Genomic DNA, 23,414 nt, shown 5'->3' on the forward strand with positions numbered 1-23,414 from the left:
GGAGTGTCAGCCGCGCGCCCGGTCGGCGATATCGCGTGCCGCGAGGTACCCGAACACCAGCGCGGGTCCGATGGTGGCCCCCGGGCCAGCGTAGGTGTGGCCCATGACGGGCGCACTGGTGTTGCCCGCCGCGTACAGGCCCGCGATGACCGAGCCGTCGGCCCGCAGCGCGCGCCCGGCGACGTCGGTGTCGATGCCGCCCTTGGTGCCGAGATCACCCGGCACCAGGCGCACCGCGTAGAACGGGCCCTTGGTCAGCGGCCCCAGGCTCGGATTCGGCTTGTTGGCGATATCGCCGTAGTAGCGGTCGTAGACGCTCTCGCCGCGCCGGAAGTCCTCGTCCACGCCGTTCTCCGCGAAGGCGTTGAAACGTTCGACGGTGGCCAGCAGGGCGTCCGCGGGCACCTCCATCCGTTGCGCCAGCTCCGCCACGGTGGCGGCCTGTACCAGCACGCCGGACTCGTACCAGGACGCGGGCAGCGGGGCACGGCCGGGCAGTGTGGCGAACATGTACCGGTTGCGGTACTTCTTGTCGAAGACGAGCCAGGCGGGAATGTGCTCGCCCGGACCGTCGCCGCGCCCGAACTCACCGCCGTACATCCGGTGCACCGCTTCGACATACGGCAGCGATTCGTTCATGAACCGCTCACCCCGGCCGTTCACCACGATGCTGCGCGGCAGCGAACGTTCGGTCAGCGCGAACCACGGCCCCTCCGGTAGCGGGATGGCGGGGCCCCACCAGGCGTCGTCCATGAGGCGCACGGCCGCACCGAGTTTCAACGCGGCGGTGATGCCGTCGCCGGTATTGGTGGGCGCGCCGGTGGTCCACGCCGAGCCGACGGGCTCACGCTGGTACTTGCGCCGCACCTCCGCATTGTGCTCGAAACCGCCGCAGGCCAGCACGATTCCGTGCCGCGCACGCCACACCTCGGAGCGGCCGTCGCGGTCGACCCGCACCCCCACCACGCGATCGTTCTCGGTGATGAGTTCGGTGAGTGCGGTATCGAGTTCCACGGGCACCCCGGCCGCCCGCACGCCCAGCATGAGCTCGCCCATGAGGGCCGCGCCGAGACCGCGCAGGCGGCGGCCGCGCAGGTAGGCGCCGACCGCCCGCGCGCCGACCCGCATCATGGCGGCGGGGCCGCGCCAGGTGCGCAATCCCAGACTGAGCCAACGGTATTCGGACTGCTTCACCACCAGGTTGGTCGGTGCGGCGCTGTAGGGCGGGTGCATGGTGGCGGCGTCGGCGCCGAGTCGTCGGGTGTCGAAGGGCAGCGGCTCGCAGGAGCGGCCGGCGGCCCGGCCACCGGGGACCTCCGGGTAGTAGTCGGCGTAGTCGCGCACCCATTCCAGATGCAGCGGGGCGGTGTCGATGAGGAAACTCAGGGCTTCCGCGCCGCGGTCCAGGTACGCGTCGATCCGCGCCGGATCGGCGTGCGGGCCGACTATGCCGTGCAGATAGCGGCGGGCGTCCTCGAGATCGTCGGCCGGGGCCTGCGCACGCAGCACCGGATTATCGGGAATCCAGACGCCGCCACCGGACCGTGCGCTGGAACCGCCCCAGTACGAGGACTTCTCGATGATCACGGTGGACAAGCCGTGGGTCGCGGCGGTCAGCGCGGCACTCATCCCCGCCGCTCCCGAACCCACCACCAAGACGTCCACGACGCGCTCGGCAGTCGCTTCCTCCGAGCCCGAAGTCTTCACCACGGTCCTTTCAGATCTTGTGCGAGCCGAAGGTTACCCGGCGGTCACCGGCCGGGCGAATCGGCCGGCGCGGCAACGACGGCGAACCGCTAGCCTGACTCCGGGTCGGATAGTCGAACGGGAGTACCACAGTCCATGCAACGCCACCGCGGCAACGCCGCCACCGCAGCACGCCCCGCCGTCCGGCTGTCCCTCGCGGCCGGGGGCGCGGCGCTGGCCGCCGTGATCGCCGTCGCCCCGGCTCCGGCGAGCGCCGCACCGGGCGGATGCACCGCCGTCACGACAACGGCTCTGCCGCTGCGCATTCCGGTGCTGGACTGGGCGGAGAGCATCGGCGTCGACGATCGGGGCAATGTGTGGGTGGGCCGCACGTACCGGAACGCGGTGGAGCGCTACAGCCCCTCGGGGGAACTCACCGCGACGGTTCCCGTGGCCTTCCCCGGCGCGATATCCTTCGGCCCCGACGGGCTGCTGTACGTCAACACCGGCAATGCGCCGTTCTCCGCGATCACCCGCACCGGCGGTGTGGTCCGCCTGGACCCGAGCGCCGCCGCGCCCCGGCCGGAGCCCTTCGTGAGCGGCCTCGGCATGGCCAATGGCGCGGACTTCGACGCGGCGGGCAATCTCTACGTCGGAGACACCACCGCCGGGGTCGTCCGCATCCGGCCCGACGGCACCGTCGACGCCGATTGGACCGACCGCGCCCCCAAGACCGTCAGCGACAATGGCCTGGCCGTCAACGGCATTGTGGTGCACGGTGATTCGGTGTACGTCACGCTCATGGGCAGTCCGGCCGCCCGGGTGCTGCGCGTACCGCTCGCCGATCCCGGCCACCCGACCGTCGCCGCCGACCTGGCCCCCGCCCCGTTCACCGCCCCCGCGCTCCCGGACGATCTCGCCGTCGGCCCGGACGGCCGCCTCTACGTCGCCACCACCAGCGGCCACCTGGTGCGCGTCGATCCGGACACCCACACCACCTGCACCGTGCTGGCGGGCGAGCCCATGACGGCCGTCGCCGCGGGCCCGGGCGGGGATCTGCTGGTGAGCACGGAAAGCGGCAACGTGCTGCGGGTGCACCGCGCCCTGGACGCCCTGCTCGCGCCCTCGATGCGTCAGAGCACCTCGAATGCCCGGTAGTCGACCCCCGTTCTCGACCGGATAGCCCGACCCGATGCACACGATGTCGTTCAGCCACAGGTAGTTTCGCCCCGGTGCTGATGTCCATGCGCGATCGCCTGACTCGGGCGAGGAGAGGGTCGAATCTTCTTCATGCTCGATGGACGGCAAGGCGCGCAGATGGCCTACGACGAGCCCTGGAGGCGGCGAGTCCGGCCAATACGCAGTGCGAGCTGATCCAGATCGACCATGCGGGCCTCATGGCCAGGGTGGACCTCTATCGTTGGAACAACAGGCCAGGTACTTGGGGGTTGCTGAAATGAGGACGATCCGCGCTGAGCTGGACATCGCCGATCGGCGGCAGTACAGCCTGGTCGACTACCGACATGGCCACAGCTACGCGGTGATCCGTGGGTTCCCAGAGCTCGACGACGACGCTCCCGGCGGCTCTCCCGTACAGGTTCTCGATCTGTTCTTCGCTGGTGTTGAGCGCATTTCGTGCTGGAAGGATCTAGGTCCGATCGATGTCCGCCGCGCGGAGGGCGCAGAACGCGCCGAGCTCGCACAGCGCATCGGATCGATCCGGCCGAGCAGCGTCGTGTTCTACCTGGAGCGAGGTTCGGTGGAGAGCTATGTGATTGCTTCGCGGCTGCACTGGGCGGAGTTCGACCTCCCCTACGGGGCCGTCAGTCCGCTCGCTTCTGAGGAATCCGGCTACCGTGACGCTTACCCTCCCGTGGACGGCGTCGTCAGGTTCACGGAGTGAGTAGCGGTGCGCGCTGTGAGATGTACACCGCCGGGCTGGTCTTCGTCCGCGGGGTGAGATGGTCCTGGGACACATCTGAGGCTCCGCACGCGTGCCCGCAATCGACTGCGCGTATCCGATTCCCGCACCCCGCGCCGAGGAGCTGACAGATGTCCACCGAACAGATTCGGTACCTCGAGGGGGCGATGGTGGACGGTCGACGCTGGCGGGTGGGGGCGCATCGGAAGACGGTCGTGGCACAGCAGGACCGCGGACAGTTGGCGCGGCGGCTCGTCTGGGCGGTCGTCGATGCCGACGACACCGTCACCGAATCGTTTCGCATCGAGGGCGACGGCGGATACGTCGACCCGGACGGGCGGCCGCTCGAACCGCCGGACGACGCACTCGTCCGGATCGCGCATCCGCTCGAACTCGCCGCCCTCGACCGGTGGCGCGCGGTTTTCGCCGACCGCGGGCTGTCGCAACCGTTCGCCCAGCTCGATCGGGAGGTGTACGCCCTCACCCCGGCGGAGGCGGCCTCGAATCGCCTGGCCCGCTTCGACAATCGACGGGTGCCCACCGGCCGGGTGTTCGGGCTTCAGCAGTACGGGTGGGTGCTCGCCGACCGGCGCGCGTTCCGCCGCGTCGACGCTCGCCACCAGGTGACGCTCACCCTCGATCACGGCATTCGGGGCGGATTCCACGACGACCCCGACGAACTGCGCATCTTCGGCGTGGAGATCAGCGGCGGCGTCTTCGGGGCGTTGGGGCCGGTCGCGGCCTCCGAGCTGCTACGACAGCTCGAACGCCTCACGGTCCGACGCTGTTAATCTCGGTGGGACCACCGGCGCGGCACTCCCCCACTCGCGCCGCGCCGACGAGAATGGTCCTTCCGTGAAATATCTGCCCCGACTGGTCCTGTTCCTGGCGATTCCCGCCCTGCTGTTCCTCCTACCCTGGTGGGCGCTGGTGGCCGCGCCCACCGAGGGCACGAGCACGCTGTTCTGGCTGGGTTCGGCGGTCGTCGGACTGGGCTATGTGGCGCTGCCGATCACCCTGATGCTCGGACACGGGCGCAGGCAGTCGGATGCGGCGGCCATCGCGGGCGACACCCTGCTCGGCGTGATGTGGATTCTGTTCAGCTGGTCGGCCATCGGCCTGGTCGCCGGGCTGGGGCTGGCCGTGGCGGGGGTGGATGATCCGGCACGCTCGCGCATCGTCGCGGCTGGCGTGCTCACGGTCGCCGTGGCGCTCAGCGTCTGGGGTGTCGTCGAAGCCCGGCGCGTTCCCCGGGTGCGCACCCTGGAGGTCCCCATCCGCGGCCTGGGTGCCGGGCTCGACGGGTTGCGCGTGGCGGTCGTCACCGACACCCACTACGCCGCCACCGATCGGCTGCGCTGGTCCGAGCGCGTGGTCGAGGTGGTCAATTCGCTCGATCCCGATATCGCCTGCCATGCGGGCGATCTCGCCGACGGCTCGGTCGAGAAGCGGCACCCGCAGGTGGATCCGCTCGGCAAGGTGCAGGCCCGGCTCGGCCGCTACTACATCACCGGCAACCACGAGTACTTCGGCGACGCACAGGGCTGGATCGAGCATATGACCTCGATCGGCTGGCAGCCGCTCCACAATCAGCACGAGGTGCTGACCAGCGGAGGCGACAGCCTGGTCCTGGCGGGCATCGACGACCCCACCGGCACCACCCTCCCCGGCCACGGCCCCAACCTCACCGCCGCCCTGGGCGGCGCGAACCGCGAACTCCCGGTCATCCTGCTGGCCCACCAGCCCAAACAGATCACCGAGGCGCAGGCGGCGGGTGTGGCCCTGCAGATCTCCGGCCATACCCACGGCGGCCAGATCTGGCCCTTCCGCTACCTGGTCCGCCTCGACCAACCGGTGGTGGCCGGCCTGTCCCGGCACGGCGCGACCCAGCTCTACACCAGTCGCGGCACCGGCTTCTGGGGTCCGCAGCTGCGGGTCTTCGCCCCCAGCGAGATCACACTGCTCATTCTCCGTGCGGAGCGGGCCGACGCCCGCCACTGAGGTCACACGGCCCGCGCGGCCAAGCGGAGCAGCGCGTCACGGAGGTCGGGGCGGGGGCTCCGATCGACCAGTTCCATCAGCGCGGCTTCCGCGATGGTCGCGACGAGCAGGGACGCGACCGGTTCGGGGTCTGTCCAGCCGATCGCGGAGAGATCCTCGGTGATGACGTCCGCGGCCTGCCGATTGCGCTGTGCCACTTCGTCACCGAGCGCCGCCTCGGTGCGGGCCTGCACGAGCAGGGCCTTGGTGGCGGGTTCTGCGAGGCAGCCGTCGAGGTAGACCTGGATACCGGTGGCGAGGCGTTCGGCCCGGGCCGATGGTCGGCGATCCGGTCCCGCACCCGCTCGAACAGGTGGTCGTGAAAGGTCCGGTGCAGGGCGAGGATGTAGTCGTCGCGAAAACGGCCGCACCGCGTCCAGGAACAGGGCGGGGTTCTCGCTGAACGGTTCATGCCCGGTGGGCAGGGTAGCGACGCGGGCGTGCGGCAACGCGCGGGCGATACCGCGCCGGTTGAGCGGCCACGGGTTGATCGGATCCCGGGTGCCCCACACCACCTGACCGGGGTGTGCGGCAGCAACGGGGCCTCGGCGACCAGATCGCAGCGCGGATCGGCGAGGCTGCGCCACAGCGAGCAGTACACGGCCAGTCGCTCCGGGTCGCCCGGAATCCGTTGCGCCCGTACGTAGACGGCGCGATGGCCGACCTCCCGCAGCGGTCCCAGATAGTCGCGGGCTGGGCCGGACGAGGCGGCACGCCAACGCGGGCCACCCCATCGCTCGGCAGCAGATTCGCGGCGCGGGCGATATCCGCACTGGTGGCCGGTGGCATGGTGCTCATGACGTCGAACAGCTCGGTTTGGTGACCGATGCTGACCATGAGCGCCAGGAAGCCGTCGTTCACGCCCCCCCAGCATGCGATTGCCGAAAGCTTCCGCCCGCGCGGCGAATTCCGGATCGTCCGATCCGGCCGCGGGGGCGGCTGCGAGTGTGGGCGGCCGACAAGGCGGTCGACCGGCCCACCCCGTCTGCCGTCTCAATTCTGAACCGATCAGTCCGTAGGTCCGTCACCGATGAATTCCACCCGCCAACGGAGTCTGTATTTACAGCCTGAAAGCTGTGAGCACTGGAGGACCCATGAGCACGAACGCCCTGCCGCCGATCGCCGACTCCGATACCTGGCAACGCGAACTCGACGCTTTGCGGATCCGCGAGAAGGCCGCGACCAGGGAACTCGACGCGATAGCCGCCCAACGCCGCCGCCTGCCAATGGTCGAGATGCCGGATTACACCCTCGAAGGCCCCGACGGAACGATCCACCTGGCGGATGTCTTCGACGGCAAGTCCCAACTGATCGTCTACCACCACATGTGGTTCCCCGGCGAGGCGTGGCAGTGCGACGGCTGCACCGGATTCACCTCGCAATTCACCCGATTGGAGTTCCTGGCGAACTACGACGCCCGCTTCGTCATCGTCACCCAGGGCCGCATCGACGAAGCACTCGCCTACAAGCGCCGGGTCGGCAACACGATGCCGTGGTACTCCACCGCCGACAGCTCCTTCGGCGCCGATGTCGGCGCACCGCCCGGCGGCGGATTCGCCATCAACGTCTTCCTTCGGGACGGCGACACCGTCTACCGCACCTGGCACACCACCGGCCGCGGCACCGAACAACTCGGTTACACCTTCGCCCTCACCGACCTGCTCCCCTACGGCCGCCAGGAAGAATGGCAGGACTCCCCCACGGGCTGGCCCCAATCGCCCACCTTCAGCCGTTGGAACAGCTCCAGGGAAATAGCTGCGGCCTACGGCGACCCGAATGCCTGAATTTACGGAGAATATACGAATGCGGCGGTGCATGCCCTATGGCAATGCACCGCCGCATTCACGATGGATCAGGCGAAGATTCCGACGATCGAGCCGACCAGCTTGATGATCGCGGTACCCAGGTCCAAGCCGCTCCCGAGCACACCGGAACCACTGTTGAGCACCGAGGAACCAGCATCGATTCCGCTGACGAAGTTAATCATTTCTGAACCACCTGTACTGATGAGAGGGTTTTCGGGGGGACGTGAGAAAAGCTAACACCGGCAATTGCGGCCGACAACCCGTGGAATCCGTAAAAGGTAGCCGCTGATCACAATAATCAAATCGTACGAAATAAATACGGCTCCCACAGCGCACAGCCATGCCCACGACCGGGAAAAACAGTTGGCGCGAATGAACAGCGAATGCCATTTATTGGCCTGTTATTAACATGAGATTCAGCGAGTACGGTCGATGTGAGTCCAGTCACCCTCGACATCTTCATCGCACACGGTGAGAACCACGATGGGAATCTCCCACGACACTTCAGCCTGCATATCCTTCAGGAATCCCCACCGCTCGATCTGCCCATCCCACAACCGCTTCCGCTCCTCCCCCGTCGCCACCGAAGCGACCATCGACCACACCTCACGCCCCACCTCGACCTCCACCCGCGGCCGCGCGACCAATTCGTGAAACCAATTCGGCCCCCGCTCCCGCCCGTTGTCGGCCGCGAACACGACCAGCCGCTCCCCATCCCGCACATACCCCACCGGCACAGTCCGCCGCTCCCCTCCCTCCCCCTCGGTGGTCAGCAACAACACATCGAACTGCTCGTACACCCCACCCAACTTCCCCCCATTGGCCCGAAACTCCGCAACGGCCTCCCGCTGCACCCGGCGACTCTCCTCGTAGGACATGTGCCGATGGTAGGCACCGCGAGCTACCGGATCGACCCGGCCGATCAACCGCGCGCGCCCGCTGGCTCGGTCCGGTCGAGATCATGAGTGCAATCTGAGAGCGTTCCGATATCATTGACTTCATGGCGACGACCAAGACACCGAAGACCCACAAGGCACGTAAGGCGACTGCCAAAGACGCGGTCGCCAAGGCGACGCCGACCAATCTGAATGTCCGCAACCTCGATCCCGTCATCAAGGCAACCATTCAGCGTCGGGCCGCGCGTCACGGTCGGTCTATGGAAGCCGAAATACGGGACATACTCACTCGCGCTGCCGCCGAGGACGACACCTCTACACCCAGCCCTCTGTCTGGGGCCGCCCTGCTTGCCAGGCTGGCTGAGCTTCGGCAAGCACTTGATGGCGACGTGCCGGAAATCGGTGTCCGGCACGAAGGTACCAAGTAGTGCTCATCCTCGACACCAGTGTGATCGCAGCGGCCATGACTCCGGAAAAACATCCGATCGTGGCCGCCTGGTTGGTCACCCAGCCGACGATCTACACGACTTCCGTCACCGTCATGGAGACCCTCAACGGCATCTACGCGCTCGATAAGGGAAAGAAGCGCGCCGCGCTCGATGTTGCGGCCGATGCCGTATTCGCACCCCTCGAGGCAGCCGGACGGGTTCTGACATTCGACTACGCCGCTGCCTTCTACTATGCGACATTGATGGTGAAGCGCCCCAGACCGACGGCAGGGGAAGTTCTCGACGCACAAATAGCGGCTATCGCCTTAGCTCATGATGCGATCCTGGCGACTCAGAACGTCAAGGACTTCGTCGGAAAGGGCGTGAAGGTGTTCGACCCGTCTACGGGCACGCACCACGGATAGCCGCCCGTCTGGGTGTCCACGGAGGTTTCGGGCAGTGCCTGACATGGCAAAAAGCCCCTCACCTGCGGTTCAGGTGAGGGGCCTCAGTGGAGCTGCCGGGAATCGAACCCGGGTCCTCCGCCGCATCTTCAGGGCTTCTCCGTGTGCAGTTCGCTGTGTCTCTGCTCGGATCTCCCGGTCACGCGAACAAGCCGAGATGACGATCCCAGCCGCTGTTTGGTGTCCCGTCCGACGCCGCGGCCGCAGCGGACGGTAGAGCCCTCTAGCTGATGCCAGGGACCGGGTCGAGGGCGAACCCGGGCTGACAGACACGCTCTACTGCTTAGGCAGCGAGAGCGTAGTCGCGCTGATGAGAATCGGCGCTTATAGGGTTACAGCGACGCTTATACGGTGGTCTCCTGCCTGCACCGACACGCTTCCCCTGAATCAACGTACGCAGTCGAAACCGTTCAGCCCCGTCTGTGTTCATCGATCCAGATGAACTCCCGATCTTGCGACCGGGCTTGTAACTTTAACACTCCGCGACCGGCGGATCATTCCATTATCCCGCTGTGGCGTGGCTGACGGTGTCAGCGTGGCGTGGCCGACAGGATCGGTGCAGGTGGGCGGCGGTCAGCGCATGCCCTTGATGCGGCGGCCGATCTCGCGGGTGACCTCGCGTTCGGCGGTGCGACGGGCCAGGTCCTGGCGCTTGTCGTAGTCCTGCTTGCCCTTGGCCAGGGCCAGTTCGACCTTCACCTTGCCGTCGCTGAAGTACATGGACAGCGGGACCAGGGTGAGGCTGGTCTCCTTGGTCTTGCCGGTCAGCTTGTCGATCTCGCGGCGGTGCAGCAGCAGTTTGCGGGTGCGTCGCGGGGCGTGATTGGTCCAGGTGCCGTGCCCGTATTCGGGGACGTGCAGACCGCGCAGCCAGACCTCGCCGTCGTCGATGGTGGCGTAGGCGTCGACCAGCGATGCCTTGCCCTCCCGCAGGCTCTTCACCTCGGTGCCCACCAGCGCGACCCCGGCCTCGAAGGTCTCCAGGATCGTGTAGTTGTGCCGCGCCTTGCGGTTGGTGGCGATGACCTTGCGACCCTTTTCTTTCACAGCACCACTCTAAGTGGTCGGGCAACGGGATTATTCCCTGGTCGGGCCCGCACTACCCGCCGCGTTGCAGCCACAGGTAGAGCAGCAGGGTACCGATCCACAGGGCGGACAGGACGATCGTGGTCCACCTCGGTCGGCCGCGGCGCGGCGCGCGTCGCCGCCCCAGCCAGCCGGAATCCACGATCTCGTGCACTCGCGGCGGTGGGACCACGCCCGCATCCGCCGCCTCGGCCTCCGGTGGGCTCTCGATGTCGAGTTCGTCACCAGCGCCGTTACTGGAATCCATGCCCGAAAGGTATCCCCGGCCAGGGCGTTTTATGCCTCCGACGCCGGTTCGGTACCCAATCGTGGGATTGCGGGGAAGTGGCGGGTGCCGCCCGGCGGAGCGACCTACTCCCAGTCCGGCGGCGGCAGCTCGTCGTACTCCGGCGGCGGCTCGGGAAGCGGTATGTCGTCGGGAGCGTCGGATGCCGACACCGCCGCTCGACCGGTGCGGGCCGGTGTCGCACCGGACCGCGATCCGGTGGCGTTCGACCCGGTGTGACCCGCGGGCACACCCGACCGACCCGCGCCGGGGGCACGATCTCCGGGCGCGAGCGCCGACGCGCCGGCTCCGGCCACGACCTCCAGCACTCCCTCGCCGTACTTGGCGCGCTTGCCCTCACCGATACCCGAGATACCGCCGAGATCGGCGAGTGAGGCGGGCTTGCGGGCGGCGATCTCGCGGAGCGTGGCGTCGTGGAACACCACGTAGGCGGGCACGCCCTGCTCCTTGGCCACACCCGCACGCCAGGCCCGGAGCTTCTCGAACAGCTCGTTGTCGGCCGGGGACATGTCCGCGGCGGCGAGCCGGGAAGCCTTGCCGGACTTGGATGTGCGGGCCGCCTTGCTGCGTTCGGGTTCGCGGCGCAGTTTGACCTGGCGTTTCTCGAACAGCACCTGATTGCTGGCCTCGGTGAGGGTGAGCACGCCGTAGTCGCCGTGCACCGCCAGCAGCCCCTGGGCGAGGAGCTGGCGGATGACGCCGCGCCATTCGATATCGCGCAGTTCGCTGCCCACGCCGAACACCTTGAGTTCGTGGTGGGCGTGCTGTTCGACCTTGGGGTTGCGCTTGCCGATGAGGATGTCGACGATGTGGCCCGCGCCGAAACTCTGGCCGCGTTCCCGCTTCAGGCGCAGCACCGTGGACAGCACCTTCTGGGCCGCGACGGTGCCGTCCCAGGACTCGGGCGGGGTGAGGCAGGTATCGCAGTTGCCGCACTTCTCCCCGGCCTGACCGAAGTAGTTGAGCAGCTGGGTGCGGCGGCACTCCACCGTTTCACACAGCGCCAGCATGGCGTCGAGGTGCAGTTGCAACTGCCGCCGATGCGCGGCGTCACCGTCGGAGAGGTCGATCATCTTGCGCTGCTGCACGACATCGCTGAGCCCGTAGACCATCCACGCCGTGGACGGGAGCCCGTCGCGTCCGGCGCGACCGGTCTCCTGGTAGTAGCCCTCCACCGATTTCGGCAGATCCAGATGCGCGACGAAGCGCACATCGGGTTTGTCGATACCCATGCCGAACGCGATGGTGGCGCAGACGACCAAACCGTCCTCACGCAGGAAGCGGGCCTGGTTGGTCGCCCGGGTGCGATTGTCCAGCCCCGCGTGATAGGGCACGGCCTCGATGCCGTTGGCGGTCAGGAAGGCCGCCGTCTTCTCCACCGAGTTGCGGGACAGGCAGTACACGATGCCCGCGTCCCCGGCGTGCTCGGCGCGAATGAACGACAGCAGTTGCTGGTCGGCCCGGTTCTTGGCCTCGATCCGGTATTGGATGTTGGGCCGGTCGAAACTCGCGACGAAGTGTTTCGCCCCGGTCAGATCCAGCCGCTGGGCGATCTCCTTGCGGGTCGCCTCGGTCGCGGTGGCGGTGAGCGCGATGCGCGGAACATCCGGCCAGCGCTCGTGCAGCATGGACAGCGCCAGATAGTCGGGCCGGAAATCGTGGCCCCACTGCGAGACACAGTGCGCCTCGTCGATGGCGAAGACGGAGATCTTGCCGCGGTCCAGCAGTTGCGCGGTGGCGTCCAGCCGCAGTCGTTCCGGCGCGAGGTAGAGCACATCCAGCTCCCCCGCCACGAATTGCGCCTCCACCGTGCGCCGTTCGTCGGGAAACTGGGTGGAGTTGAGGAACCCGGCCCGCACGCCGAGGGCGTTGAGCGCGTCCACCTGATCCTGCATGAGCGCGATGAGCGGTGAGATCACCACGCCGACGCCGGGACGCACCAGCGCCGGGATCTGATAGCACAGCGATTTGCCGCCGCCGGTGGGCATGAGCACCAGCGCGTCACCGCCGGAGATCACCTGGTCGACAATGGCCGCTTGCGGCCCCCGGAAACTGTCGTAACCGAATACCCGGCGTAGCACCTCGTGCGCGGCGTCACTGCCGACGTCGGCACCAGTGGCGGACATGGTCTCGATCTCCGGGGCACTCACCCCGGCAATCCTACGGATCGACGCCGACAGGGGAACCCCGTTGTCCGGTCCCCGCGAGACTTCGCACCGTTTGTTCGCGGACGATCACTCCCGCACGTAGTACCGCAGTGCGGCATAGGCCGTCAGCGCGGCGAATCCGACACCGACCGGCAGGATGACGAACGACACCGCCGCGATGTCGTCACCGCTGATACCCGGCAGCACGCGATTGTCGAACAGGTCGCCCAGCGCCCGGTTGATCACCAGCGGCTTGGCCATGAACAGTCCCGCCACCGCCAGCGCCGACCCCACCAGCGCGGCCAGCACGGCTTCCAGCAGGAACGGCAGCTGCGTGTACCAGCGGGTCGCGCCGACCAGACGCATGATGCCCACCTCGGTCTTGCGGGCCAGGGCCGCCACCTGCACCATGTTCGCGATGAGCAGCAGCGCCGCGAACGCCTGCAACAGCGCCAAACCGAATGCGGCATTGCGCAATCCGACGAAGAAGCTCACCAGCCGGTCGACGATGTCCTTGTCGTTGAGCACCGTCATCACGCCCGGCCGCGTCGCGAACTCGTCGTAGATGGCCTGATAGTTCTCGGCGTCGGTCAGCTTCACCCGGAACGACGCGGGCAGCCCCTCCTTGGTGACCTCGTCGGCCAGCCCCGGCTGATCCTTGAAGGTGGTCTCCTTGACCTCCTGCACCGCCTCCTCGCTGTTGACGAACTGCACGCTCGCCACCATGTCGTTCGCCTTCAGGTCCGCCTGCAGCGATGCGCAGGGTTCGGCGAGGCAATCCGGGTCGGTGCTGGAGACGACATCGTCGAGATACAGCCGGATCTCGACGCGGTCCATGTAGAAGTTCTCGATCTTGTCCGCCATGCGCACCGCGAGCAGGCCGCCGCCGAGCATGGTCAGCGACACCGCGGTGGTGAGAATCATGGCGATGGTCATGGTGATGTTGCGGCGCAGGCCGGTGAACACCTCACCGAATAGGAAGCCGATGCGCATTACCGGCCCACCCCGTACACGCCGGTCTCGTCGTCGCGCACCAGGCGACCGCGATCGAGTTCCACCACGCGCCGCCGCATGGCGTCGACGATGGTGTTGTCGTGGGTGGCCATCACCACCGTGGTGCCCGTGCGGTTGATGCGTTCCAGCAGCGTCATGATGTCCTGACTGGTATCCGGGTCGAGGTTGCCGGTGGGTTCGTCGGCCAGCAGCACCAGCGGCCGGTTCACGAAGGCGCGAGCGAGCGCGACGCGCTGCTGCTCACCACCGGAGAGTTCGCTCGGCAGCCGGTCGGCCTTGCCGGACAGCCCCACCATGTCCAGCGCCTCGGGCACCGCGCGATTGATGAACGAGCCCTTCTTGCCGATCACCTCGAGGGCGAAGGCGACATTCTGCTCGACCGTCTTCTGTTGCAGCAGCCGGAAGTCCTGGAAGACACAGCCGATACGCTGCCGCAGTTTCGGCACTTTGCGCCCGGGTAGCCGGTCCACCCGGAAGTCCGCCACCCAGACCTCGCCCGCTGTCGGCTTCTCGTCTTTGAGCAGCAAACGCATGAAGGTCGATTTGCCGGAACCGGACGGTCCGATCACGAAGACGAACTCGCCCTTTCCGATATCGACGGAGACGTTGTCCAGCGCGGGTCGCGTCGAGGTCTTGTAGGACTTGGTGACGTTCCGCAGGGTTATCACGGGGAGCCAGTGTAGCCAGGCGCGCCGCACACACCGGCGCGCCGCGCGGCCTCGGGTTCAGCGGGGCGGCGGGGCCACACCGCCGGTCGCGTCATTGTTGAGCACCGAGTTGACGATGGGGGTATACGCCGGTCGCTGTGAGTCTTCCGGCTTGACGAGGATGTACAGCACGAATGTCGCGACCCACACGGTCATCAGGATCGCTGTGGATTTGCGGGCTTTCAGCGTGAAGCCCGGTGATTTACGCAGTTTCACTCAGACCCTCTCGGCGCAGCGCCGCGGCCACCCGCACCCGCAGCTCGCGCCCTACTTCGAACTGTTTGCCCGGCAACGTCCGGGCGACCATCTTGATGTTCATCTGATCGACGGTGAGATCTTCGACACCCATGACCGTCGGCTCGTCGAGCAACAGCGATTTGAGCTTGCGATCGGCGAAAGCGCGGCTGCAGACCTCGTGCAGGATCTCGTTGACCCGGTTGATGTCGGCGCTGGCGGGTACGGGCACGTCGATGGCCGCACGCGCCCAATCCTTCGACAGATTGACAACTTTCACGATCTGACCATTGGGTACGGTGATCACTTCGCCGTCAGCGTTGCGCAGCGTGGTGATACGCAAGGTGACGTCCTCTACCGTACCTTCAGCATCCTGTGATGAGCCCGTTACCGCAATGCTGACGACATCACCATAGCCGTACTGCTTTTCGGTGATGAGGAAGAAACCGGCCAGTATGTCCTGCACGATGCGCTGCGCACCGAAACCGAGCGCCGCACCGAGCACCGCCGCCGGGGCGACCAGACCACCGAGCTGAAATCCCAAGCGCTGCAATACTTCCAAACCGACCAGGAAGTACACCAGCGACAACACCACCCAGGTGAGCACCTGGGCGAGCGCATGCCGATGCTTGGCCGCCTCCGAGCGCACCAGCGAATCGCTGCTGTGGAATCCGGCGTCGATCCGGCGGGTCACCCGGTCGCGCACGTAGGTCACGAACCGGCTGAACAGCATCGCGCCGACGATCAGCAGCACGATCTCGAGTCCGCTCGACCGGACCCAGTTGCCGAAATCCGCGGCGGTACTCGCGGCGAGCAGCATCTGCATGGTTGTACCTCGAGTCAGCGCTCAGTGATCGTGCCGCGGAGGGTTGCCGGTCGTGCTCCGGCATCCGCCAGCGGATGCCGCCCGCGCTCAGGCATCTTGATTCTGCTGCATGCGCCAGCGGATCCCGCTCTCGATGAAGGAGTCGATATCGCCGTCCAGCACCGCCGACGGATTGTTGACCTCGTAGTTGGTGCGCAGATCCTTCACCATCTGATATGGGTGCAGCACGTAGGACCGCATCTGGTTGCCCCACGACGCGCCCTCGTTGGTCTTGAGCGCGTCCATCTGCGCGCGCTCCTCCTGCCGCTTGCGCTCCAGCAGCTTGGCCTGGAGCACCCGCATGGCCGAGATCTTGTTCTGTAGCTGCGACTTCTCGTTCTGGCAGGTGACCACGATGCCGGTCGGGATGTGCGTGAGGCGCACCGCCGAGTCCGTGGTGTTGACGCTCTGACCGCCGGGTCCGGAGGAGCGGTATACGTCGACGCGCACCTCGTTGTCCGGAATCTCGATGTGGTCGGTGGTCTCGACCACGGGCAGTACTTCGACCTCGGCGAAGGAGGTCTGGCGGCGGCCCTGGTTGTCGAACGGGCTGATACGCACCAGGCGGTGCGTGCCCATCTCCACCGACAGGGTGCCGTAGGCGTACGGGGTCTTGACGGCGAAGGTGGCCGACTTGATACCGGCCTCTTCCGCGTAGGAGGTGTCGTAGATCTCCACCGGGTACTTGTGCCGCTCGGCCCAGCGCACGTACATGCGCATGAGCATCTGCGCCCAGTCGGCGGCGTCCACGCCGCCCGCGCCGGAGCGGATATTGACCAGCGCCTCACGCTTGTCGTACTCGCCCGACAGCAGGGTGCGGACCTCCATGGCCTCCACATCGGCGTGCAGGGCCGCGCGCTCGGCGTCGGCGTCGGCGACGGCCTGGGTGCGGGCCTCGCCCTCCTCGCCCTCGGCGAGTTCGTAGAGCACGGGCAGGTCCTCGAGCCGCTGGCGCAGGTCACGCACGCGGCGCAGTTCGCCCTGGGCGTGCGAGAGCTCGCTGGTGACGGCCTGGGCGTGTTCCTGGTTGTTCCACAGCTCCGGGTCGGCGGCCTGCTGCTCCAGCTCGTCGATGCGGCGGACCAACTCGTCGATATCGAGCACCGACTCGACGGTCTTCAGGGTCGCGTCGAGTTCGGCAAGATCAGCGGAGACGTCAGGATGCACGGTGTTCAAGGCTACAGGGCCGCCTCTCCGAAATTTAAGCGCCCGGCTCGGGTGCCGCGACGGGGTTTTGCACGCGTATCGCCGGTCGGGAGCCGATCCGGGACCGCGGGAATTCGATGAGGTGCCCGCCCTCGGGCGCGATGGCCCGCAGCGGACGGTGGAATGGCGAGTCGATGGGAAGCCGTCGGCCGCGGGATCGCCCGGCGCGGCCGGTTCTCTTCACACCTCGGAACGCGGCGACTGGTCGACGCCCCGTCGCGCGGCGCGCGACACGGCTTCCTGGAATTCGCTTCGATCGGTCACGGTGACATGGTACGCCGAGTCCGCATCGCTGACGAGTGGAAAAGCTTCCCGCCCAAGGGATTACCGAGACGGGCCGCCCGGTCCGCGTCAGCCGAGGGCACGCAGACCGCCGGGACGGCGTCCGACCAGCCGGTCCAGGGCGGCGGCGGTGGGGTCGTCGGCGGGGAGGTGGACCAGAACATGCTGGTCGTCGTCGACGGAGAGATCCAGGCGCTCCCAGGCCAGGCGGAGTTCGCCGGCCTCCGGGTGGACCAGGCGGTGGATGCCGTTGGCGGCGGCGAAACCGGGTACCGAGAGCACCCGGTCGGTGAATTCCGGGCCGACGGTGACGGCGAGTTCGTCGGCCAGCGCCGCGACCAGGGCATCGGAGCGGAAGGGACCGGCTTTCAGGGTGGCGACGGCGGCGTCGGCCAGGTGCGCCCAGTCCGGGTAGGTGGTGCGGGCGCGGGGATCGGCGAAGACGTAGCGGGTGAAGTTGGCGGGCAGGCCGGAATCGAGCAGGCCCGAAGGTTCCATGAGCCCGCGATAGCCTTCCGTGCAGGCCAGCACCTCACCGAGTCGGTTGAGCACCGCGGCGGGCGCGGGTTCGAGCCGGTCGAGGATGGCGAGCACGGCCGGGCGCACCTCCCGGTTGGGCAGGGCGCCGCCCAGGCAGTGGAAGCCGCGCCCGCCCTTCTGCATCTGATACAGGTGAATGCGTTCACTGGAGGTCAGCCGCAGCGCGTCCGCCAGCGCCGACAGCACCTCCGCCGAGGGATGCCGGTCCCGTCCCTGTTCCAACCGGGTGAGGTATTCGACGCTCACCCCGGCCAGCGTGGCGAGTTCGGAGCGGCGCAGGCCGGGCGTGCGCCGCCGCGATCCGGCCGGCAGCCCCACCGCCGCGGGCGTGACCGCCTCGCGCCGACTACGCAGGAACAGCCCCATCTCGTTGTCGCTCACCTCTCGAACGTAACAGCGCCCGCACCCCGGAGAGTGGCCCTGCCGCTACCACTCTCGGCGCGGCCTCCCCACCGCGCCCGAGCGGCGGCAGAGTCGAACTCGGCAACCGCGCACCGAGCGCCGGCACGCGCTCGGTTGCCCGACCGCACCCGCGGCCGCCAACGCCACTCGACTCGTCAAGGAGCTCTCATGTCCGGCACTCCCCTGCGCCTCGCGGTGATCATCGCCAGTGTTCGCGAGGGCCGCTTCGGCCCGGTGGTCGCGAACTGGATCACCGAGTACGCCCGCGCACACGGCGGTTTCGAGGTGGATCTGATCGACCTGGCGGAATCGAACCTGCCACACGCCCTGCCCGCGGTCTCCCCGCTCATGGATCCCGACCCGCCCCGCCCGGCGGGCATGGTCGACCTGACCGAACGCCTGGGCGCGGCCGACGCGTTCGTCATCGTCACCCCGGAGTTCAACCGCAGCTACCCGAGCTCCCTCAAGGCCGCCATCGACTGGCATTTCACCCAGTGGAACCGCAAGGCCATCGCCTTCGTCGGCTACAGCGGCAACAGCGGCGGCATCCTGGCCATCGAACACCTGCGCCAGGTCTTCAACGAACTCCACGCCCACACCGTCCGCGGCTACGTCTCCTTCCCCCGCTTCTACCTGCTGTTCGACGCCGAGGGAAAGCTGCTCGACCCCACCGGCCCCGAGGAAGCCGCGACCGCCATGCTCGACGAACTCCACTGGTGGTCGGCCGCCCTGGCCGCCGCCCGTACGCAGCCGGCGAGTGTGTGACCTATCGATCGTCATCGGGAAGGCCGGCCGACAGGTCCGGTGGCGGGTGACAGGTTACGGTTTGGGGCGTGACCTCGTATTCCAGTGACCTCGAACTCGCCCTGCGGATGGCCGATGCGGCCGATGGGATTACCCGTGATCGGTTCGGTGCGCTCGATCTGAAGATCGACTCGAAGCCGGATCTGACGCCGGTGTCGGATGCGGATCTCGCGGTGGAGCGGGAGATCCGGGCGATATTGGCGGCGGAGCGGCCGGGCGACGCGGTATTGGGTGAGGAGTTCGGCGGGGAGGCCGAGTTCAGGGGGCGGCAGTGGGTGGTCGATCCGATCGACGGGACCAAGAACTTCGTGCGCGGGGTGCCGGTGTGGGCGACGCTCATCGCGCTGCTGGAGGACGGCGAGCCGGTGGTGGGCGTGGTGAGCGCTCCGGCACTGGCGCGGCGCTGGTGGGCGGCGCGCGGGGCGGGGGCGTGGAGCAGTTTCGAGTCGGGTGAGCCGAAGGCGATCTCGGTGTCGGCGGTGCCGCTGCTGGGTTCGGCCAGCCTGGCGATCTCCAGCCTGTCGGGGTGGCGCGATATCGGCCGCCGGGATCAGCTCATCACGCTCACCGACGAGGTGTGGCGGGTGCGCGGCTACGGCGACTTCTTCGGATACGCGCTGCTGGCGGAGGGCGCGGTGGATATCGTCACCGAACCCGAACTGTCCCTGTGGGATATGGCCGCGCTGGACATCCTCATCAGGGAGGCGGGCGGCCGCTTCACCGCTCTGGACGGCACCCCCGGCCCGCACGGCGGCAGCGCGGTGGCCACCAACGGTCTGCTGCACGACGTGGTGCTGGCCGCGCTGGCGAGCTGAGTTCACGCCGGGAACGACAAGAACGCCCCCGCTCCGTCGCGGGGGCGTTCCACTGTCCGGAGGTAACTAGGCGGATCCGGTGCCGCCACCATCCATGGGGCCGATCAGCACCCCGACGAGACCACCGAGCAGACCAACGACTACAGAGACGAGTCCTGACAACATGACTTTCCTCCTTTCGCCTCGGTGAAAAACGTAGCGGCCCTTGACAGTTGACGAGATGAGATCGAAATAACCGAACGAAACTCCTCGTTATACAGATCTTGCAACGCAGCGAATCACTTTGAAAACAAGGGGTTTCGAGTACCTGCGAGCGCAATTGCGTTGTGTTCGAACCTTATCCGAGATGACGCATCATAGACCACATGCCATCCCATGACCTGCGAAGATCGCGGCACAGGAACAGCTCCGCACCCTGTTCGTCATTGTCGACACCGAATCCGTTGTCGATCCGCCCCACCGATTCCGGTTCGTGACAAAGACTTTCGAGCTCCGACCGCGGAATACCCACCGTGAACACCCATCGGCCGTCGTCGGGCGGACCCCACCACCAGTAGGCGTTGTGCCCGCTGTGCGGCGTCGGCAGGCGGTACGCCGCTCCGAAGCGCTCGAGAGCGGCGGCCTCCCCGTAGTTGGATGTGAGTAGTTCGGAGTCGGGCGCGACCTCGGATCGGATCTCGGCGATCTGCCGCACGAACTCCGGCCAGCCGATGGTCTCCCCCGCGTCGTAATTCACCACCGGCACCGGCGATTCCGCAAGCGCGGAGATCGGCAGCACCGGCAGGAACAGCAGTGCCGACCCCACCGCGCCGACCCCCACCACGGCGCCGACGCCGACCGCGCGCACCCGACGTGCCGTGTACCACCGCTCGAGTCCCACCGCCCCGGCGGCGAGCAACAGCGGATACATTCCACCCAGGTAGTACGCCTTCCCGCCGGCGACCGCGTAGCCAGCGAACAGCACGCCGTAGGCGAGCACGAAAGCGCGATACGGCGGCCGCCGCCACAGCCACCACAGGCCGAACCCCCACAGCGGCACCAGCAGCGGGCCGATCAACCCCAATTGCAGGAGGACGAAGGTGAGCGCCGTGTCCGACGTGCCCGACGATCCGCCCGCCAGCGACCTGCTCACCTCCCATTGCGGCCACCCGTGCCGGGCCTGCCAGACCAGGTAGGGCGTCACCAGCAGCACCGAGAGCAGGACAGCGAAGGGAAAGTACCTGGTGGCGAATATCTTTCGCGGCCCGATCGCGGCGAAGCACACCGCCGTGACAACCAGCGGCACCGCGATGAGCGCCTTGTTCAGCAGTCCGATCCCCGCCAGCGCCCCCACCGCGAGCCACAGCCGCGGGTCGGCTTCCGATCGCAGCAGTCGCAAGAGCAGGACGACCACGCCCGACCACACCGCGAGATCGATGATCGTCGTGCCGAACAGATGCCCGGCCGCCATGACCAGCGCCGCGGCCGCCACCGAGGCCGATGCCAGCGCCTGCGCGGCTTTCCCGCCGCCGAGTTCGCGTGCCGCGAGCCCGGCGCAGATCACCACGACGGTGGCCGCCACGATGGCCGGAAGCCGCAGCAGCACCAGCGAATCCGCGTCGACGGCCGAGACGGCCCTGGCGAGCAGCGGCGTCAGCGGCGGTTGGTCGGCGTATCCCCAGTCGAGTCGCCGCCCCGCCGCGAGGAAGTACATCTCGTCGCGGTGGTAGCCGTACCGATCGGCGAACACCCCCAGCACGACCGCGAAAACTCCCGCTACCCAGTACACACGATTACCGTCCCACACCGGTGCGGCTCGGCGCGGGTACCGGCGCGCCAGCTGCGGTGCCGTCGCCGGTACGCGCGGGTCAGTCCGGAATCAGGTCGAATCCGGCGGAGTTGGTGTCGATGCCGACATCCACGTCGGTGTCGCCGCCACCGGGGGTGGGCAGCGCGGAGTTGGAGCCGACCTCGCTGGCGCTGCCGCTGCTGCCGAATTCGGTGCCGATGGGGCCCGCCTCGGCCGGGGTCCGGAGCGGCTGATAGGGCTCCAGCGGAATGGTGGCGGATGCGGCGGGCACGACGGCGAGGGTCAGGGCGGCGACGGCGCCGGCCGTGGCCACGAGTCTCTTCATGGGTGCGACCTCCTTGCGGGGGCGGATGATGCGCACCCACGGTAGCCCAGCCCGCCACTTTCTGAAGCAGTTTTGTTTCACTAGCCGCCGCGAGTTCGACACTCCACCGACGACCAGGTGATTCGACAACTCTCGACGGCTTTCTTACTCTAAAGTAAGATAGTCTTACTCAGGAGTAAGATTGCTGGGCAGGATCACCCCACACACCCGAGAAATTTGGTGATTATGAGTACTCGAGACACCGCAACGAAGCGGGACACCTCCGCTGTCGGACTCAACCCGGTCAAGCGCGACTGGATGGGCGCGGCCATGCGGGTCATGACGACGATCACGGGATCGGAACTCGCCGAGAAGTACAAGCTGCGCAAGCCCATCGAGCGGCTCACCTACGAGGGCACCAAGACCGGCTTCCGCACCCTCGGCGCGGCCACCCGGGCCTTCGAGAAGGTGTCCGGCGGCGGCGCTCCGAAACGGCTGCCCGCCAACGAGTCCCGGGGCAAGGACTACTTCGACCTGACCCCGACCGACGAACAGCAGATGATCGTCGAGACGGTGCGGGAATTCGCCGAGGAGATCCTGCGCCCGGCCGCCTACGATTCCGACAACGCCGCCAAGGCCCCGCGTGACCTGCTCGAGCGGGCCGCGGAACTCGGCATCACCCTGATCAATGTTCCCGAGGAGCTGGACGGCGCGGCCTCCGAGCGCGGCGCGGTCACCAACGCGCTGGTCGCCGAGGCGCTCGCGCACGGCGATATGGGACTCGCGCTGCCCATCCTGGCCCCCAGCGGCGTGGCCGTGGCGCTGTCGCAGTGGGGAACCGACGCCCAGCAGCGGACCTATCTGGGCGCTTTCACCGGCGAGAACGTGCCGCAGGCGTCGGTCGTGATCAGCGAGCCGCAGCCGCTGTTCGACCCCTTCGCACTGCGCACCAAGGCGACCCGCTCCCCCAGCGGCTACCGCCTCAACGGTGTGAAGAGCCTGGTCCCGGCCGCCGGTGACGCCGAGCTGTTCATCGTCGCCGCCGAACTCGACGGCCGCCCGGCCTTTTTCATCATCGAATCCGATACCGACGGTGTGGTGATCGAGGCCGATCCGGCGATGGGTCTGCGCGCCGCGGGCCTGGGTCGCCTGCTGCTGAACAATGTCGCGGTCCCGGCCACCGCCGTCCTGGGCGATGCCGACGCGGCGCAGCGCGCCGAGGATTACGCCGACGCGGTGCGGCTGGCCCGGCTGGGCTGGTCGTCGCTGGCGGTCGGCACCGGTCAGGCCGTGCTGGACTACGTGATCCCGTATGTGAAGGAGCGCGAGGCGTTCGGTGAGCCGATCGCGCACCGGCAGGCGGTGGCGTTCATGGTCGCCAATATGGCGATCGAGCTGGACGGCATGCGCCTGGTGACGCTGCGCGGCGCGTCGCGCGCCGAGCAGGGGCTGTCGTTCGCCCGCGAGGCGGCGCTGGCGAAGAAGCTGGCCACCGACAAGGGCATGCAGATCGGCCTGGACGGCGTGCAGTTGCTCGGCGGCCACGGCTTCACCAAGGAGCACCCGGTCGAGCGCTGGTACCGCGATCTGCGCGGCATCGGCGTCGCCGAAGGCGTCGTCCTCGTCTAGGCCCGCCTCGGCCCCGCCGCCGCCCTTGCATCGAGACGCTGCGCGTCGCGGGGCCGATTCCTCA

General features: G+C 67.8%; 26 protein-coding genes and 1 other RNA gene. 10 read left to right on the forward strand and 17 right to left on the reverse strand.

Features of this window, described 5'->3' with window-relative positions; all coding sequences use genetic code 11:
* Positions 1 to 6 precede the first annotated feature (6 nt).
* Positions 7 to 1,707: a 3-oxosteroid 1-dehydrogenase gene (gene kstD, locus QMO76_RS04615; protein WP_306359910.1), complete on the reverse strand. Its 1,701-nt coding sequence runs from the start codon at positions 1,705 to 1,707 to the stop codon at positions 7 to 9.
* A gap of 135 nt (positions 1,708 to 1,842) precedes the next feature.
* On the opposite strand from kstD, the gene QMO76_RS04620 reads away from it, so the two are divergent.
* From QMO76_RS04620 to QMO76_RS04635, 4 genes are all read left to right on the forward strand, one after another.
* Entirely contained in the window at positions 1,843 to 2,844 is a 1,002-nt protein-coding gene (locus tag QMO76_RS04620) for an SMP-30/gluconolactonase/LRE family protein (protein ID WP_306359911.1), read from the forward strand.
* A gap of 298 nt (positions 2,845 to 3,142) precedes the next feature.
* Complete coding sequence (locus QMO76_RS04625) at positions 3,143 to 3,589, forward strand: hypothetical protein (protein WP_306359912.1); 447 nt, start codon at positions 3,143 to 3,145, stop codon at positions 3,587 to 3,589.
* 149 nt (positions 3,590 to 3,738) lie between these two features.
* Entirely contained in the window at positions 3,739 to 4,398 is a 660-nt protein-coding gene (locus QMO76_RS04630) for a DUF4132 domain-containing protein (protein WP_306359913.1), read from the forward strand.
* Between the two features lie 64 nt (positions 4,399 to 4,462).
* Positions 4,463 to 5,608: a metallophosphoesterase gene (locus QMO76_RS04635; RefSeq protein WP_306359914.1), complete on the forward strand. Its 1,146-nt coding sequence runs from the start codon at positions 4,463 to 4,465 to the stop codon at positions 5,606 to 5,608.
* 2 nt (positions 5,609 to 5,610) lie between these two features.
* Here the strand turns inward: QMO76_RS04635 and QMO76_RS04640 are convergent, their stop codons facing one another.
* Together QMO76_RS04640 and QMO76_RS35285 are read right to left on the reverse strand one after the other, a co-directional pair.
* Positions 5,611 to 6,162: an alpha/beta fold hydrolase gene (locus QMO76_RS04640; RefSeq protein ID WP_306359915.1), complete on the reverse strand. Its 552-nt coding sequence runs from the start codon at positions 6,160 to 6,162 to the stop codon at positions 5,611 to 5,613.
* Complete coding sequence (locus QMO76_RS35285) at positions 6,056 to 6,484, reverse strand: hypothetical protein (RefSeq protein WP_372341905.1); 429 nt, start codon at positions 6,482 to 6,484, stop codon at positions 6,056 to 6,058. The genes QMO76_RS04640 and QMO76_RS35285 overlap by 107 nt, the downstream gene beginning before the upstream one ends.
* A gap of 257 nt (positions 6,485 to 6,741) precedes the next feature.
* Here QMO76_RS35285 and QMO76_RS04645 point away from each other — a divergent pair, with 257 nt between their 5' ends.
* Complete coding sequence (locus QMO76_RS04645; protein WP_306359916.1) at positions 6,742 to 7,431, forward strand: DUF899 family protein; 690 nt, start codon at positions 6,742 to 6,744, stop codon at positions 7,429 to 7,431.
* 68 nt (positions 7,432 to 7,499) lie between these two features.
* Here the strand turns inward: QMO76_RS04645 and QMO76_RS04650 are convergent, their stop codons facing one another.
* On the reverse strand, positions 7,500 to 7,634 hold the full coding sequence (locus QMO76_RS04650) for a hypothetical protein (RefSeq protein ID WP_306359917.1): 135 nt from the start codon (positions 7,632 to 7,634) through the stop codon (positions 7,500 to 7,502).
* 234 nt (positions 7,635 to 7,868) lie between these two features.
* Positions 7,869 to 8,330, reverse strand: coding sequence for a nitroreductase/quinone reductase family protein (locus tag QMO76_RS04655; RefSeq protein ID WP_306359918.1), 462 nt, complete (start codon positions 8,328 to 8,330; stop codon positions 7,869 to 7,871).
* A gap of 122 nt (positions 8,331 to 8,452) precedes the next feature.
* Here QMO76_RS04655 and QMO76_RS04660 point away from each other — a divergent pair, with 122 nt between their 5' ends.
* Positions 8,453 to 8,776 (forward strand): hypothetical protein, encoded by a 324-nt coding sequence (locus QMO76_RS04660; RefSeq protein WP_306359919.1) that lies wholly within the window; start codon positions 8,453 to 8,455, stop codon positions 8,774 to 8,776.
* On the forward strand, positions 8,776 to 9,201 hold the full coding sequence (locus QMO76_RS04665) for a PIN domain-containing protein (RefSeq protein WP_306359920.1): 426 nt from the start codon (positions 8,776 to 8,778) through the stop codon (positions 9,199 to 9,201). The genes QMO76_RS04660 and QMO76_RS04665 overlap by 1 nt, the downstream gene beginning before the upstream one ends.
* 84 nt (positions 9,202 to 9,285) lie before the next feature.
* Here QMO76_RS04665 and ssrA read toward each other — a convergent pair.
* From ssrA to QMO76_RS04715, 10 genes are all read right to left on the reverse strand, one after another.
* Positions 9,286 to 9,658, reverse strand: a transfer-messenger RNA (tmRNA) gene (gene ssrA / locus QMO76_RS04670).
* Between the two features lie 155 nt (positions 9,659 to 9,813).
* A complete protein-coding gene (gene smpB, locus QMO76_RS04675; RefSeq protein ID WP_029931840.1) occupies positions 9,814 to 10,287 on the reverse strand; it encodes an SsrA-binding protein SmpB in 474 nt (157 codons plus the stop codon).
* Positions 10,288 to 10,339: 52 nt separating this feature from the next.
* Positions 10,340 to 10,573, reverse strand: coding sequence for a hypothetical protein (locus tag QMO76_RS04680; RefSeq protein WP_306359921.1), 234 nt, complete (start codon positions 10,571 to 10,573; stop codon positions 10,340 to 10,342).
* 104 nt (positions 10,574 to 10,677) lie between these two features.
* Positions 10,678 to 12,738 (reverse strand): DNA helicase RecQ, encoded by a 2,061-nt coding sequence (recQ, locus tag QMO76_RS04685; RefSeq protein WP_306360177.1) that lies wholly within the window; start codon positions 12,736 to 12,738, stop codon positions 10,678 to 10,680.
* 108 nt (positions 12,739 to 12,846) lie between these two features.
* Positions 12,847 to 13,752: a permease-like cell division protein FtsX gene (gene ftsX, locus QMO76_RS04690; protein WP_306359922.1), complete on the reverse strand. Its 906-nt coding sequence runs from the start codon at positions 13,750 to 13,752 to the stop codon at positions 12,847 to 12,849.
* Complete coding sequence (gene ftsE, locus QMO76_RS04695) at positions 13,752 to 14,441, reverse strand: cell division ATP-binding protein FtsE (RefSeq protein ID WP_029931836.1); 690 nt, start codon at positions 14,439 to 14,441, stop codon at positions 13,752 to 13,754. Before ftsE ends, ftsX begins: the two co-directional genes overlap by 1 nt.
* A gap of 57 nt (positions 14,442 to 14,498) precedes the next feature.
* On the reverse strand, positions 14,499 to 14,696 hold the full coding sequence (locus tag QMO76_RS04700; protein ID WP_306359923.1) for a hypothetical protein: 198 nt from the start codon (positions 14,694 to 14,696) through the stop codon (positions 14,499 to 14,501).
* A complete protein-coding gene (locus tag QMO76_RS04705; RefSeq protein ID WP_306359924.1) occupies positions 14,683 to 15,540 on the reverse strand; it encodes a mechanosensitive ion channel family protein in 858 nt (285 codons plus the stop codon). Before QMO76_RS04705 ends, QMO76_RS04700 begins: the two co-directional genes overlap by 14 nt.
* Positions 15,541 to 15,627: 87 nt before the next feature.
* On the reverse strand, positions 15,628 to 16,746 hold the full coding sequence (gene prfB, locus QMO76_RS04710) for a peptide chain release factor 2 (protein WP_306359925.1): 1,119 nt from the start codon (positions 16,744 to 16,746) through the stop codon (positions 15,628 to 15,630).
* A 390-nt stretch (positions 16,747 to 17,136) separates the two neighbouring features.
* Positions 17,137 to 17,988: a helix-turn-helix domain-containing protein gene (locus tag QMO76_RS04715; protein WP_306359926.1), complete on the reverse strand. Its 852-nt coding sequence runs from the start codon at positions 17,986 to 17,988 to the stop codon at positions 17,137 to 17,139.
* Positions 17,989 to 18,177: 189 nt separating this feature from the next.
* Here QMO76_RS04715 and QMO76_RS04720 point away from each other — a divergent pair, with 189 nt between their 5' ends.
* Entirely contained in the window at positions 18,178 to 18,774 is a 597-nt protein-coding gene (locus QMO76_RS04720; RefSeq protein WP_306359927.1) for an NADPH-dependent FMN reductase, read from the forward strand.
* A 68-nt stretch (positions 18,775 to 18,842) separates the two neighbouring features.
* On the forward strand, positions 18,843 to 19,628 hold the full coding sequence (hisN, locus tag QMO76_RS04725) for a histidinol-phosphatase (RefSeq protein WP_306359928.1): 786 nt from the start codon (positions 18,843 to 18,845) through the stop codon (positions 19,626 to 19,628).
* A gap of 337 nt (positions 19,629 to 19,965) precedes the next feature.
* Here hisN and QMO76_RS04730 read toward each other — a convergent pair whose 3' ends face one another.
* Both QMO76_RS04730 and QMO76_RS04735 read right to left on the reverse strand, forming a co-directional pair.
* Positions 19,966 to 21,396: a glycosyltransferase family 39 protein gene (locus QMO76_RS04730; protein ID WP_306359929.1), complete on the reverse strand. Its 1,431-nt coding sequence runs from the start codon at positions 21,394 to 21,396 to the stop codon at positions 19,966 to 19,968.
* A gap of 79 nt (positions 21,397 to 21,475) precedes the next feature.
* Positions 21,476 to 21,742, reverse strand: coding sequence for a hypothetical protein (locus QMO76_RS04735; protein ID WP_306359930.1), 267 nt, complete (start codon positions 21,740 to 21,742; stop codon positions 21,476 to 21,478).
* Between the two features lie 219 nt (positions 21,743 to 21,961).
* On the opposite strand from QMO76_RS04735, the gene QMO76_RS04740 reads away from it, so the two are divergent.
* Entirely contained in the window at positions 21,962 to 23,350 is a 1,389-nt protein-coding gene (locus QMO76_RS04740; protein WP_372341897.1) for an acyl-CoA dehydrogenase family protein, read from the forward strand.
* The last annotated feature ends 64 nt before the right edge of the window (positions 23,351 to 23,414 follow it).

The organism is Nocardia sp. CC227C, assembly GCF_030767025.1.
Classification (GTDB): domain Bacteria; phylum Actinomycetota; class Actinomycetes; order Mycobacteriales; family Mycobacteriaceae; genus Nocardia.